We start from the raw sequence: 14,203 nt of genomic DNA on the forward strand, positions 1-14,203 counted from the left end.
AACGAGCCCGCTATGACAGAACAACACGCTATCTACCAGGAAGTCGCCACGCTTCTCACTAAACTGTTTGAAATCGCCCCGGAAGACATCACGCCAGAGGCGCGCCTGTATGAGGATCTGGAGCTGGACAGCATCGATGCCGTCGACATGATAGTCCACCTACAGAAGAAAACCGGCAAGAAAATCAAGCCGGAAGAGTTTAAAGCCGTCCGTACGGTGCAGGATGTCGTCGACGCCGTAGAGCGCCTGATGCAAGACGCCTGATCCCATGCGAGGCTTCAGAGGGCTACCCGTCATTCAGGTAGCGACCGGCGCGCTGCTGCTGGCCTGGCCCTTTATTATCTGGTTTGGGCTGGCGCACAACGCGCTGCGCTGGCTGCTGCCGGTATTGGCGCTGCTGCTGGTTTTACGCTTACGCCAGGCGAGACGGAACGCCGGGCCGATGCGCTTTGTCATGCAGAGCGTGGCGCTGGCGGGGATTGTGCTGTGCGCAGCCAGCGCGCTGCTGAAAACCCACCAGCTGCTGCTGTTTTATCCGGTGGTCGTCAATGCGGTGATGCTCAGCGTCTTCGGCGGCTCCCTGTGGAGCGCAATGCCGCTCGTCGAGCGACTGGCGCGTCTGCGTACCCCCGATCTCCCGCCGCAGGGTGTCCGCTACACCCGCCGCGTAACGCAGATCTGGTGCCTCTTCTTCCTCTTTAACGGCGCTATCGCGCTCTTTACCGCCCTGTATGGCGATATGCGGATGTGGACCGCCTGGAACGGTATGGTCTCCTATCTGTTGATGGGCACACTGATGGTCGGCGAATGGCTGGTTCGCCGCCGGGTCATGAAACGAGATACTCAATGAATCAGACGCTTCCCCTGTCGCAGTGGCTCAGCGCCTCGCGCAGTGACGAAACCGTCATCGCCTGGCTTGGCGATCGCAGCTGGACGCTGGGCCAGCTGCGCTACGATGTTGCCGCGCTGCTCGCGACCCTGCGTGAGCAGGAGGGTCAGCGCTGGGCGCTGTGCTTTGAGAACAGCTATCTGTTTATCGTGGCGCTGCTGGCGACGCTACACGCGGGGAAAACCCCGGTGATTCCCGGCCACTGCCGCGCCTCGCTGCTGGACGAACAGCGCGCGCTGTTCGACGGCGTACTGAGCGAAAGCCCTCTGGACTGGCACGGCCCGCACCTGTGGGTTCACTCGGCTGACGACGGCCGTACGTCCGCCGCCGCGCTACCGCCGATACCCACCGATGCCTTTGTGACGCTGTTCACCTCCGGCTCTACCGGACAGCCTAAGCGGGTGGTGAAGTCCATCGCCGCCCTTGATGCGGAAGCCGCGCTGCTCGGCGCCCGCTTTGCCGGGCGTCTCGCTGGCTGCCGGGTAGTCGCCTCCGTGGTGCCACAGCACCTCTACGGCCTGACCTTCCGCATCTTTTTACCGATGGCGCTGGGGTTGCCGCTGCACGCTGCGATGACCCACTACGCTGAACAGCTGGTGGCGCTTAGCCCGCGCCACCGCTATCTCTTCGTCAGCAGCCCGGCGTTCCTTAAGCGTCTCGATCACCAGCTGACGCCGCCGCCGCTCGCCATGCTGCTCTCGGCAGGCGGCATGCTGCCCTGGAGCGACGTTACCCTCTCGCAGCGCTGGCTCGGCATCTGGCCGGATGAGATTTACGGCAGCACCGAAACCGGGATCCTCGCCTGGCGTCACCGCCAGCGGGACAGCGTCCCATGGCTCCCCTTCCCCGGCGTGCAAATAACGCCGGAAGGCGACGCCTTCCGCGCGAGATCCCCCCTGATTGCCGACGCTGACGGCCTGCTGCTTGACGATGTGCTGCGCTTCGGCGACGACGGGCGCTTCTGCCTTGCCGGACGTCGCGGACGCGTGGTGAAAATTGAAGAAAAACGCATTTCACTGAGCGAGATAGAGCGGCGCTTGACCGACCTCGATGGCATTCGCGAGGCGGCGGCCCTGTCCATCACCCGCGGAGGGCGCCAGGGCATTGGCGTACTGCTGGTTCTTGACGATGCGCTCCGCCAGCGCTGGCAGGAAACGCACGGCAAAGCGCTGGCGCTGTCATGGCGCCGGGCGCTGCGGCCATGGCTTGAGCCGGTGGCGATCCCCCGCTACTGGCGGGTACTGGATGAGATCCCAGTCAACAGTATGAACAAGCGCGTTTATGCCCAGCTACAGGAGTTATTTGATGAAACCGCATGAAATTAAGCGCCTGCAGGCGCCGGGTGGAGCGATGGAGATCGAACTCTATCTCGATCCGACCCTTTTCTGGTTTCAGGGTCATTTTGCGATTCAACCGCTGCTACCCGGCGTTGCCCAGCTGGAGTGGGCGATGCACTATGCCAAGACCCTGCTGGCGCCAGGCTTTCATTTTCACAGCATTCAGAACGTAAAGTTTCAGGCGCCGCTACTGCCCGGCGCCACCGTCACCCTGGCGCTGCACTGGCTGCCGGCAAAGCAGACGCTGAGCTTCAGCTTCCAGCGCCATGAGGGCGACGCGCGCCACACCGCCAGCAGTGGGAAGATTCGACTATGCCCGTAGCGTTCTCCCCCTGCGTGCTGATCCCCTGCTATAACCACGGCGCGATGATGCCGACGGTGCTGGCGCGCCTCGCGCCGTTCTCCCTGCCGTGCATCATTGTCGATGACGGCAGCGACGAGGCCACGCGCACGGCGCTGGAAACCCTCGCAGCAGCGCGGCCCGACGTGACGCTGCTGCGCCTCGCCCAGAACGCGGGTAAAGGCGTCGCCGTGATGCGCGGCCTACAGGCGGCACAGCAGCAGGGCTTCAGCCACGCGGTGCAGGTCGATGCCGATGGTCAGCACGCCATTGAAGACATTCCCCGCATGCTAGCCCTGGCACAGCAGCACCCACAGTCGCTGATCTCCGGCCAGCCGATCTATGATGCGTCGATCCCCCGCTCGCGACGCTATGGACGCTGGATTACTCACGTCTGGGTCTGGATAGAGACCCTCTCGCTACAGCTTAAAGACAGCATGTGCGGCTTTCGCGTCTACCCGGTCGCCCCGACGCTGCAGTTGGCGGACCAGGTGAATATCGGCAAGCGTATGGATTTCGATATCGAGGTGATGGTGCGCCTCTACTGGCAGGGTAACACCAGCCATTTTCTGCCCACCCGGGTGACTTACCCCGCTGATGGGCTGTCGCATTTCGACGCCCTGAAAGACAACCTGCGCATCTCCCTGATGCACGCCCGGCTGTTCTTCGGCATGCTGCCGCGCATACCTTCCCTGCTGCGCCGCCGCCGGACGGCGCATTGGGCGCAGCAGAAAGAGGTCAGGGGCCTGTGGGGCATGCGCTTTATGCTCGCCGTCTGGCGCCGGCTCGGACGCAACGCCTTTACCGTTCTGCTCTGGCCGGTGGTGGGCGTCTACTGGCTGACCGCCGCCCGCGCCCGTCACGCCTCGCAGAACTGGCTGGCGCGCGTACGCCGGCAGCTCGCCTTGCACCAGATGCCGGTCCCCAAACCCTTTAACAGCTATCGCCATTTCCTGCGCTTCGCTAACGCCATGCTGGATAAAGTCGCCGGCTGGCGCGGCGAACTGCACTTTGGGCGCGACGTGGTGTTCGCCCCCGGCGCCGAAGCCGCGCTGGCGCTCGATAAGCCCCAGGGTAAACTGCTGCTGGCCTCGCATCTCGGCGATATCGAAGCCTGCCGGGCGCTGGCGAGCATGAGGGGAGACATCACCATCAACGCGCTGGTGTTCAGTGAAAACGCCCAGCGCTTTAAGCAGATAATGGAAGAGATGGCGCCGCAGGCCGGGGTCAATCTGCTGCCGGTGAACGATATTGGCCCGGAAACCGCTATTATGCTGAAAGAGAAGCTTGATCGCGGTGAATGGGTCGCTATCGTCGGCGATCGCGTTGCGGTCAACCCACAGCGCGGCGGCGACTTCCGGGTGACCTGGAGTCCGTTTATGGGCCAGCCTGCGCCATTCGCCCAGGGGCCGTTTATTCTCGCCTCAATTCTGCGCTGCCCGGTGCTGCTGATTTTCGCCCTGTATCAACAGGGCAGGCTGCATATCCACTGCGAGGCGTTTGCCGACCCGCTCCTGCTGCCGCGCGCCGAGCGCCAGGCCGCGCTGGAGCAGGCCATCCACCGCTACGCCGCGCGCCTCGAACACTACGCGCTGCTGTCGCCGCTGGACTGGTTTAACTTTTTTGACTTCTGGCAGCTGCCAGAGGCCGCCGATAAGGAGTAAAGGGTGCTGAGCGATCCCCGCTTTACCGCCGAAGTTGAGCTGACCGTCCCATTTCACGACGTCGATATGATGGGCGTGGTATGGCACGGCAACTATTTTCGCTACTTTGAGATCGCCCGCGAGGCGCTGCTGAACCAGTTTGATTACGGCTACCGGCAGATGAAAGCCTCCGGCTACGTCTGGCCGGTGGTCGACACCCGGGTGAAGTACCGCGACGTGCTGACCTTTGAGCAGCGTTTTCGCGTGCGCGCAACGCTGGAGGAGTTTGAGAACCGCCTGCGCATCGGCTATCAGATTTTCGACGCCGCCAGCGGCAAGCGCACCACCACCGGCTACACCATTCAAGTGGCGGTGGAAGAGCAAAGCCGGGAGATGTGCTTCGTCAGCCCGGCGATCCTGTTTGAACGTATGGGAGTCACACCATGAGATTCTGGCCCGTTATCCTGCTGCTAGTGAGCCCGTTCGTCAGCGCCGTCACCCTGGACGACCTGCAGCAGCGTTTTACCGAACAGCCGGTGGTGCGCGCCCATTTCGAGCAGACCCGGACGATTAAAGGGCTGCCTCAGCCCCTGCGATCGCAGGGCGAGATGCTGATCGCCCGCGACACCGGCCTGCTGTGGGATCAGAAAACGCCGTTCCCGATGCGGCTGATGCTCGATGACACGCGGATGGTACAGGTGATCAATCACCAGCCGCCGCAGGTGATCACCGCGGAGGATAACCCGCAGATGTTCCAGTTTAACCATCTGCTGCGTGCCCTGTTCCAGGCCGACCGGAAGGTGCTGGAGCAGAACTTCCGCATTGATTTCCAGGATCGGGGCCAGGACCGCTGGACGCTGCGTCTAACGCCTGTCACCACGCCGCTGGATAAGATCTTCGCCACTATCGATCTGGCGGGAAACACCTATCTGGACACCATCCAGCTGAACGATAAACAGGGCGATCGCACCGATATCGCGCTCTCTCAACACCAACTGACGCCCGCAACGCTGACCCATGACGAACGCCAACGCTTTGCCGCCCAATAAGGCTCGCCGCCCGGCGCTGCTGTGGGGAATACTGTGCCTGGCGCTGCTGGGCACCCTGCTCGCACTGCTACCGCAGTCGCGCATCAACAGCAGCGTGCTGGCAATGCTGCCCACGCACGCGTTGGGGACGCTGCCCCCGGCGCTCAACGACGGCTTTATGCAGCGCCTCGATCGCCAGCTGGTATGGCTGGTAAGCCCGGGGAAAACGGCCGATCCCAGCGTGGCGCAGGCGTGGCTTAACGCGCTGCAAAAATCGCCGGCGCTCCGCGGGGTGAAGGGGCCGCTGGACGCGGCCGATCAGCGGGCCTGGGGCGAGTTCTTCTGGACTCACCGCAACGCGCTGATCGACAGCGCCACCCGCACGCGCCTGCAAAACGACGGCGAAGCGCAGGCGCAGTGGATCCTGGCCCAGATCTACTCGGCGTTTTCCGGCGTGAGCGGCAAAGAACTCAGCCAGGATCCGCTGATGCTGATGCGCGGATCGCAGCTGGCCATGGCGCAGAACAGCCAGCGCCTGCAGCTGAAGGACGGCTGGCTGGTGACCCAGGACGAGGACGACCGCTACTGGTATCTACTGCACGGCGAACTGGCGGGCAACTCCTTCGATATGCAGCAAACTCACCGGCTGGTGACGACGCTGAACACGCTTGAGCGCGAGCTTCAGGCCCGCTATCCCCAGGCGCGGCTGCTCGCGCGTGGGACGGTGTTCTACAGCGACTATGCCAGCCAGCAGGCCAAACGCGATATTTCGACCCTCGGCATAGCGACCATTCTGGGGGTGATCCTGCTGATTGTGATCACCTTCCGCTCCCTGCGCCCGCTGCTGCTGTGCCTGATCTCCATTGGCATCGGCGCGCTGGCGGGCAGCGTCGTGACGCTGCTGCTGTTTGGTGAGCTGCACCTGATGACGCTGGTGATGAGCATGAGCATCATCGGCATTTCGGCTGACTATACGCTCTATTACCTTACCGAACGGATGGTCCACGGCGCAGAGAATACGCCGTGGCAAAGCCTGCTAAAGGTACGCAGCGCCCTGCTGCTGGCGCTGCTCACCACCGTTGCCGCCTACCTGATCATGATGCTGGCGCCCTTCCCCGGGATTCGCCAGATGGCGGTATTCGCGGCCGTCGGCCTGAGCGCCGCCTGCCTGACGGTGCTGTTCTGGCACCCGTGGCTCTGCCGCGGGCTGCCGGTGCGTCCGGTACCCGCCATGGTGCCGCTGCTGCGCTGGCTGGCGGCCTGGCGACGCGACAACCGGCTGCGCATTGGGCTGCCGGCGGCGCTGACGCTGCTCTCCCTCGCCGGGCTGGCGCAGCTGAAAGTCAATGATGATATCTCGCAGCTACAGGCGCTGCCGCCGTCGATCTTGGCACAGGAGAAAGCCATCACCCGCCTGACCGGACAGAGCGTCGATCAGAAGTGGTTTGTGGTTTACGGCGATACGCCGGAGCAAACCCTGACGCGCATGGAGGCCTTTATCCCGGCGCTGGAGGCGGCGCAGCGCGACGGGATACTGCAGCGCTACCGCAGCGTGCCATTGAACTCGCTGGCGCGTCAGCAGCGGGATCTTCAGCTGCTGCGCGAGGCGGCGCCGACGGTCGAGCATACGCTGCAAAGCGCCGGGCTCAGCGCCGTCGCGCCGGACCTCAGCCCGATGACCGTCAGCGTCGACGCCTGGCTGCAAAGCCCGGCCAGCGAAGGCTGGCGCCTGATGTGGCTGACGCTGCCGAACGGCGCCAGCGGGGTGCTGATTCCGGCGGACGGCGTCAGCGACAGCCATGCGCTGGCGGCGCTGGCGGCGAAGCAGCCCGGCGTGGCGTGGGTCGATCGTAAGCTGACCTTCGATGCGCTGTTTGCCGAGTACCGGATCCTGCTGACCGGGCTGCTCGGCGTGGCGCTGGCGGTGATCGCCTGCGGCGCGGTGGCGCGGCTGGGCCTGCGCAAGGGGCTGATAAGCCTGGTACCATCGGTACTGTCGCTCGGCTGCGGGCTGGCCGCGCTGTCGTTCAGCGGCCATTCGCTAAACCTGTTTTCGCTGCTGGCGCTGGTGCTGGTGCTTGGCATCGGCATCAACTACACCCTGTTCTTCAGTAACCCGCGCGGTACGCCGCTGACCTCCCTGCTGGCGATTACCCTTGCGATGCTGACCACCCTATTAACCCTTGGCATGCTGATCTTCAGCGCCACCCAGGCTATCAGCAGTTTCGGCATCGTGCTGGTGAGCGGTATTTTCACCGCCTACCTGCTCGCGCCGCTAGCCATGCCGGACAAAAAACGGGAAAAACGATGATAACCTCTCCCTTCTGGCGCGCCATCGCCCTGCTGGCTGCCTTCACCCTCGCAGGCTGTAGCCATTCGACCCCGGAACGCCAGGGCCGCCCCCAGGCCTGGCTTGAGCCGGGCGCACGCGTAACGCTGCCAAAGCCGGGGATCGCCCCGGCGGTCAACGTGCAGCAGCTGCTGACCGGCAGCTTTAACGGCAAGACCCAGTCGCTGCTGGTGATGCTCAACGCCGACGATAAAAGGCTGACCCTGGCGGGGCTCTCCTCCGTCGGCATCCGCCTGTTCCTCTTGACCTACGATGAGACAGGGCTGCACACCGAACAGTCGATCGTCGTGCCGCAGCTGCCGCCGGCGAGTCAGGTGCTGGCAGACGTAATGCTGAGCCACTGGCCGATTAGCGACTGGCAGCCGCTGCTGCCAAAAGGCTGGACCCTCATCGACAAGGGTGATAAACGTGAGCTGCGCGATGCCCGCGGCGCGCTGGTGACGGAGATAACCTATCTGCAGCGCAAGGGGAAACGCGAGCCTGTCAGCGTTGAACAGCACGCCTTTAAATACCACATTACCATTCAATATCTGGGTGAGTGAGATGATCTACATTTCTGCCATCGGCATGATTAATGCGCTGGGCAGCAACGCCGCAGAAGCGGCGGCCAACCTGACCCGCGGCGTCGCCCCGGGCATGCGTCCGCGCGCAGGCTGGCTGCAGGGCTTTCCTGACGCGGTGCTGGGCGGCGTGGACGCCACGCTGCCGCCGATCCCCGACCGTTTTGCCGCGCACCGCTCGCGCAATAACCAGCTGCTCCTGGCCGCGCTGGCGCAGATCCAGCCGCAGGTGGATGACGCCATCGCGCGCTACGGTCGCGATCGCATCGCCGTGGTGATGGGCACCAGCACCTCGGGGCTTGACGAGGGCGACACGCACGTCAATCTATCGCTGAACCGGCAACCGAGCCCGCACTGGCAGTATCCGCAGCAGGAGCTGGGCGATCCGTCGCGCTTCCTCAGCCGCTGGCTGGCGCTGGAGGGCCCGGCGTTCACCCTTTCCACCGCCTGCTCATCCAGCGCCAGGGCCATCATCAGCGGCCGGCGCCTGATCGAAGCCGGGCTTGCCGACGTGGCGATCGTCGGCGGCGCGGACACCCTGAGCCGGATGCCGATCAACGGCTTTAACAGCCTGGAGTCCCTCTCCCCCACGCAGTGCCAGCCGTTTAGCCGCGACCGCTGCGGCATTACCATCGGTGAAGGCGCAGCGCTAATGGTGCTCACGCGCCAGCCGCAGCCAATTGCGCTGCTGGGCGTGGGAGAATCCAGCGATGCCTGGCATATCTCGGCGCCGCATCCGCAGGGAGAGGGGGCGATCCGGGCGATTACGCAGGCGCTGAGCGACGCCGGACTGCGGCCGAACGACGTGGGCTATATCAACCTGCACGGCACCGCCACACCGCTCAACGATCAAATCGAAGCTAAGGTGGTGCACGACCTGTTTGGCGAGCATATTCCATGCAGCTCGACCAAACACTTAACCGGACATACGCTGGGGGCGGCGGGGATTACCGAGGCGGCGATCGCCGCGCTGATTCTGCAAATGCGGCTGCCGCTGCCGCCGCAGGACTTCAGCCGCGGCGAGATTGACCCGTCGCTGCCCGCCTGCGGGATCCTGCGCGAGGCGCAGCCGCTGGCCCGGCCGGTGATCCTGTCCAACTCGTTTGCCTTTGGCGGTAACAACGCCAGCATTTTGCTGGGGAGCGTATCATGAGCCACTATCTGCCCCCCGCCCACTATCTGCCGCACGACGCGCCGATGCTGCTGCTGGAAGAGGTGGTCAACGTCACAGACAGCACGGCGCACTGCCGGGTCACCGTCAGCCGCCGCGGCGTGCTGGCGCCGTTTGTCGATACCCACGATCAGCTCCCCGGCTGGTATGCGCTGGAGCTGATGGCGCAGACCGTCGGCGTATGGTCGGGCTGGCACCGTCAGCAGGCCGGTAAGGCGTGCATTGCGCTCGGCATGGTGCTCGGCGCGCGCGAGCTAGTGTGCGCCGCAGGGGGGTTTCCGGCCGAGACCACGCTGGAGATAGCGGTGAAGCTGCTGATGCAGGATCAGCGCTTTGGCAGCTTTGAGTGCACCATCAGCGCAGAGGGCGTCCCGCTCGCCAGCGGACGCATCAACACCTTTCAGCCGACGACTGAAGAATTAATAACGCTTTTTAATAAAGGGGATAGCGCATGAGTCGCTCAGTACTGGTCACCGGGGCCAGTAAAGGAATTGGACGTGCGATTGCCCGTCAGCTTGCCGCCGACGGCTTTACCGTAGGCGTTCACTACCACCGCGACGAAGCGGGAGCACAAGAGACCCTGGCCGCCATTCAGCAGGCGGGCGGCAGCGGGCGCCTGCTCAGCTTTGACGTCGGCCACCGCGAGCAGTGCCGCGAGGTGCTGGAGCAGGAGATCGCCCGGCACGGCGCATGGTACGGCGTGGTCAGCAACGCGGGCATCACCCGCGACGGCGCGTTTCCGGCCCTGAGTGACGACGACTGGGACCGCGTGATCCATACCAACCTCGACAGCTTTTACAACGTCATTCACCCGTGCATTATGCCGATGATCGGCCTGCGCCAGGGCGGGCGTATCATTACCCTGTCGTCGGTTTCCGGCGTGATGGGCAACCGTGGCCAGGTGAACTACAGCGCGGCGAAGGCGGGGATCATCGGCGCCACCAAAGCGCTGGCAATTGAGCTCGCCAAGCGCAAAATCACCGTCAACTGTATCGCGCCCGGGCTGATTGAGACCGGGATGATCGCGATGGAGGAGAGCGCGCTGAAAGAGGCGATGGCGATGATCCCGATGAAACGCATGGGTCAGGCCGATGAGGTGGCCGGGCTTGCCGGCTATTTAATGTCTGACATTGCGGGCTACGTGACCCGACAGGTCATTTCCATCAACGGAGGAATGCTATGACCCGTCGCGTGGTGATTACCGGAATGGGCGGCGTAACCGCCTTTGGCGAGAGCTGGGATGCCGTCTCCCGCCGCCTGCTCGGCTATGAGAATGCGGTGCGTAAAATGCCGGAGTGGCAGGTCTATGACGGCCTCCATACCCTGCTCGGCGCACCGATCGACGACTTTATCCCGCCGGCGCACTATACCCGCAAGCGCATTCGCTCGATGGGTCGCGTTTCGCTGCTCTCGACCCGCGCCAGCGAACTGGCGCTGGAGCAGGCCGGGCTGATCGACGATCCGGTGCTGACCAACGGTGAAACGGGGATTGCCTATGGCTCCTCCACCGGCAGCACCGGCCCGGTGAGTGAGTTCGCCACCATGCTGACCGAAAAGCACACCAACAACATCACCGGCACCACCTACGTGCAGATGATGCCGCACACCACGGCGGTGAATACCGGGCTGTTCTTCGGCCTGCGCGGACGGGTGATCCCCACCTCCAGCGCCTGCACCTCCGGTAGCCAGGCCATCGGCTACGCCTGGGAAGCCATCCGCCATGGCTACCAGACCGTGATGGTGGCGGGCGGCGCAGAGGAGCTCTGCCCTTCAGAAGCGGCGGTGTTCGATACGCTGTTCGCCACCAGCCAGCGTAACGACGAGCCCAAAACCACCCCCTCCCCGTTCGACCAAGGGCGCGACGGGCTGGTGATTGGCGAAGGCGCGGGAACCCTGGTGCTGGAGGCGTTAGAGCACGCTAAAGCGCGAGGCGCGACCATCTACGGTGAAATCGTCGGCTTTGCCACCAACTGCGACGCCGCGCACATCACTCAGCCGCAGCGCGACACCATGCAGATCTGTATGCAGCAGGCGCTGAACATGGCCGGCCTTAGCGCGCGCGATATTGGCTACCTTTCCGCCCACGGCACCGCCACCGACCGCGGCGATATTGCGGAAAGCCAGGCCACCGCGGCGATTTACGGCGATAGCGTGCCGATCTCCTCACTGAAAAGCTACTTTGGCCACACGCTGGGCGCCTGTGGCGCGCTGGAGGCCTGGATGAGTCTACAGATGATGCGCGAAGGCTGGTTTGCGCCGACCATCAACCTGACGCAGCCGGACGCACAGTGCGGCGCCTTGGACTACATCATGGGAGAAGCTCGCCGCATTGACTGCGAGTACCTGCAGAGCAACAACTTTGCCTTCGGCGGGATCAACACCTCCATCATCATTAAGCGCTGGGCGTAGCATGTCGCATCCGGCGGATCCGACCAGGGAGCGTTTCAGCGCTGCCGGCGCGGATCCGCGCGGCGCCGTCGGGCCGACCTGGCGCGAGCGTCTCTCCGGAGCGTCTTGCCCTGCCGCGCCGCCGGATATCTCCCGCCATAAAAACGGCCAACCGGCGTTTGCGGCCGCGATGACGCCGCGGCGTCACCTTAGCCCCGGCGACCAAGCGTAAATGAGAGAGGTGCCGCCCGCGCTTTTCCGGCGCCGTTTATCGCGATCGACGTCGCTTATCGCGTTAGATGGCCGGCGCGGATCCCGTCTGAACATTGCCGGGATCGCAGGGTGCTCAAGCGGCGGGGTTTATATCCCCTAGCCCGACGAGAGACCGCTATATTTCTGGAGTATAGCGGGCACAGCCACCATAATTAAAATAAACTCACCGAACATATTACCGCCCCCCAATCCGCGACGCCCGCCATTATTCCCCGACAATGGCCTCAAGTAATATCAAAAAATTATACCCACCATATAATAGATATGTTTTTATAATGCGATAAGTCTGAAAAAGCGTCGACCCATTGCATTTTAACGCCAATTACTTATTAATAATTCCAGTCATCACCGGCCAGCGTTTATTTCATTAGCTACTCAGCGCAGATAATAATGTAAAACGCCTCCTCTTATCACTAGAATAAATATAACTAACGATAAATGCAAAACTCATATTCCTATTGTCTTGGCAAAACACCTCGCCCTCGAATGGCTATAAAAGCCAGGCAAAACATTTTATTTATTTCTGCAATTGCACAGGCATGCGCCTTTTCATCTCAGGCCGCGCCAATAGCAGCGCCGCTGACGGGGCAGCCCTTTATCCACCAACAGCAGCGTCAGCAGGCGCTTGAACAGCAGATGGCACCGGTGGCGCCAGATATCCACCTGGCGCCGCCGACGTTGCCCGCCGTTAACGGCGAGTTTCCGCGTGAGACGCCCTGCTTCCCTATTTCGCAGGTTCATCTCAGCGGCACCGAGGCATTACCCCACTGGCTCCCCTTAGCCCGCCTCGCCAATCAGGCGATCGGTCATTGCCTGGGTGTGCAGGGGATTAACCTGCTGATGTCCACCCTACAAAACCGCCTTATTGACCACGGCTGGGTAACGACCCGTGTGCTGGCGCCGCAGCAGGATCTGACGCAGGGTACCCTCGCGCTGGCCGTGGTGCCAGGGCGCATACGTCAGGTGCGTTTTACCGAAGATTCGGATGACTATGCAACACGCTATAGCGCCATGCCTGCCCGTGAAGGAAACGTGCTGGATCTGCGGGATATCGAACAGGGGCTGGAGAATTTACAGCGTTTGCCGAGCGTCGACGCCACGGTGGCGCTGCATCCCGGCAATCAGCCGGGGGAGAGCGATATCGTCATTACCCGCAAACAGAAAAAAATGTGGCGGGTTAATCTGTGGGTGGATAATACCGGCACGGAGAGCGCCGGAAAAAACCAGGGAGGGATGATGTTAGCCCTGGATAATCCGCTCTCCCTCAGCGATCTGTTTTATGTCACCGCCACCCGGGACCTGCTGTTTACGGACGCGAAAGCATCGACCAACTACAGCGCGCACTATTCTGTACCGTTCGGTTACTGGCAGCTGGTATTCACGGGGAGTAAATATGATTACGTCCAAACCGTGGCGCTGCTCAATGGCGATGCGCGTTATAAAGGGCGCAGTGAAAATATCAATATGCAGCTCAGCAATGTGCTGTATCGCAACACCTCGGGCAAAACGACCCTGAACTATGGCGTGGATCTGCGCCAGACCCGCAACTTTATTCAAGAGACTGAAATTGAGAGCCAGAAACGCCGCACCAGCAGCTGGCGAGTAGGAGTGACGCACCGACAGTATTTCGCCTCTGCCATTCTGGATGTGGGCGGGAGCTATCAGCGCGGCACCCGTTGGTTCGGCGCCATTCCCGCGTTTGAGGAGTACCGCGCTCGAGACGGCGAAGACTATGCCACCGCACTCTCCCGTATTTTACAGCTCTCCGCATCGCTGACGCTCCCCTTCTCGGTGAGTGAACAGCAGTTTCAGTTACACAGTGAATACCTGCGCCAGCTGAGCGCGACGCCGCTGACGCCGCAGGATCAGTTTTCCATCGGCAATCGCTGGAGCGTGCGTGGTTTTGATGGTGAACGCACGCTGAACAGTGACGACGGTTGGTATCTGCGTAACACGCTATCTTGGCAGACCCCGCTGCCGCAGCAGCAGCTGTATATCGGCGCAGATTACGGCCGGGTGGACGGCCATAACCGCAGCGAACTTATCGGGCAAACCCTTGCCGGCGGCGTGATCGGCCTGAGGGGCGGCTATTACCCCGCGGGGCTTTCATATGATTTTTCTGTCGGCACGCCGCTGTCCAAACCGGACGGCTTCAAGACGGACAATGCGGTCGTTAATTTTTCGGTGAACTGGCAGTACTGACGGAGACACGTGATGACTGTGC

14 protein-coding genes are annotated in these 14,203 nt (G+C 62.7%); all 14 read left to right on the forward strand.

Annotated elements, in window-relative coordinates:
* Positions 1-12: 12 nt before the first annotated feature.
* The 14 genes from QY76_RS15995 (at position 13) to QY76_RS16065 (ending at position 14,181) form a co-directional block, all read left to right on the forward strand.
* Positions 13-264 carry an acyl carrier protein gene (locus QY76_RS15995; protein WP_034171845.1) on the forward strand — a complete coding sequence of 84 codons (252 nt, stop codon included), beginning with the start codon at positions 13-15 and terminating at the stop codon, positions 262-264.
* 4 nt (positions 265-268) lie between these two features.
* Positions 269-850 carry a hypothetical protein gene (locus QY76_RS16000; RefSeq protein ID WP_034171846.1) on the forward strand — a complete coding sequence of 194 codons (582 nt, stop codon included), beginning with the start codon at positions 269-271 and terminating at the stop codon, positions 848-850.
* Positions 847-2,208: an AMP-binding protein gene (locus QY76_RS16005; protein ID WP_045426378.1), complete on the forward strand. Its 1,362-nt coding sequence runs from the start codon at positions 847-849 to the stop codon at positions 2,206-2,208. Before QY76_RS16000 ends, QY76_RS16005 begins: the two co-directional genes overlap by 4 nt.
* Positions 2,195-2,548: a hydroxymyristoyl-ACP dehydratase gene (locus QY76_RS16010; protein WP_045426381.1), complete on the forward strand. Its 354-nt coding sequence runs from the start codon at positions 2,195-2,197 to the stop codon at positions 2,546-2,548. Before QY76_RS16005 ends, QY76_RS16010 begins: the two co-directional genes overlap by 14 nt.
* Positions 2,539-4,230, forward strand: a complete 1,692-nt coding sequence (locus QY76_RS16015) for a glycosyltransferase (RefSeq protein WP_034171849.1) — start codon at positions 2,539-2,541, stop codon at positions 4,228-4,230. Before QY76_RS16010 ends, QY76_RS16015 begins: the two co-directional genes overlap by 10 nt.
* 3 nt (positions 4,231-4,233) lie before the next feature.
* Positions 4,234-4,656, forward strand: coding sequence for a thioesterase family protein (locus QY76_RS16020; RefSeq protein WP_012847695.1), 423 nt, complete (start codon positions 4,234-4,236; stop codon positions 4,654-4,656).
* Positions 4,653-5,258 carry an outer membrane lipoprotein carrier protein LolA gene (locus QY76_RS16025; RefSeq protein ID WP_045426384.1) on the forward strand — a complete coding sequence of 202 codons (606 nt, stop codon included), beginning with the start codon at positions 4,653-4,655 and terminating at the stop codon, positions 5,256-5,258. The genes QY76_RS16020 and QY76_RS16025 overlap by 4 nt, the downstream gene beginning before the upstream one ends.
* The gene (locus QY76_RS16030) at positions 5,227-7,548 is read left to right on the forward strand and encodes an MMPL family transporter (protein ID WP_045426388.1); all 2,322 of its coding nucleotides are present in this window, start codon (positions 5,227-5,229) and stop codon (positions 7,546-7,548) included. Before QY76_RS16025 ends, QY76_RS16030 begins: the two co-directional genes overlap by 32 nt.
* Entirely contained in the window at positions 7,545-8,129 is a 585-nt protein-coding gene (locus tag QY76_RS16035) for a DUF3261 domain-containing protein (protein ID WP_045426391.1), read from the forward strand. The genes QY76_RS16030 and QY76_RS16035 overlap by 4 nt, the downstream gene beginning before the upstream one ends.
* A 1-nt stretch (position 8,130) precedes the next feature.
* Complete coding sequence (locus tag QY76_RS16040; RefSeq protein ID WP_034171853.1) at positions 8,131-9,300, forward strand: beta-ketoacyl-[acyl-carrier-protein] synthase family protein; 1,170 nt, start codon at positions 8,131-8,133, stop codon at positions 9,298-9,300.
* A complete protein-coding gene (locus QY76_RS16045; protein ID WP_045426394.1) occupies positions 9,297-9,773 on the forward strand; it encodes a 3-hydroxy-fatty acyl-ACP dehydratase in 477 nt (158 codons plus the stop codon). Before QY76_RS16040 ends, QY76_RS16045 begins: the two co-directional genes overlap by 4 nt.
* Entirely contained in the window at positions 9,770-10,501 is a 732-nt protein-coding gene (locus QY76_RS16050; protein ID WP_034171855.1) for a 3-ketoacyl-ACP reductase FabG2, read from the forward strand. The genes QY76_RS16045 and QY76_RS16050 overlap by 4 nt, the downstream gene beginning before the upstream one ends.
* Positions 10,498-11,727: a beta-ketoacyl-ACP synthase gene (locus QY76_RS16055; protein ID WP_034171856.1), complete on the forward strand. Its 1,230-nt coding sequence runs from the start codon at positions 10,498-10,500 to the stop codon at positions 11,725-11,727. The genes QY76_RS16050 and QY76_RS16055 overlap by 4 nt, the downstream gene beginning before the upstream one ends.
* A gap of 888 nt (positions 11,728-12,615) precedes the next feature.
* Positions 12,616-14,181 (forward strand): ShlB/FhaC/HecB family hemolysin secretion/activation protein, encoded by a 1,566-nt coding sequence (locus QY76_RS16065; RefSeq protein ID WP_225865196.1) that lies wholly within the window; start codon positions 12,616-12,618, stop codon positions 14,179-14,181.
* Positions 14,182-14,203: the final 22 nt, after the last annotated feature.

It is taken from the genome of Edwardsiella sp. EA181011 (assembly GCF_000800725.1).
Lineage (GTDB): Bacteria > Pseudomonadota > Gammaproteobacteria > Enterobacterales > Enterobacteriaceae > Edwardsiella > Edwardsiella anguillarum.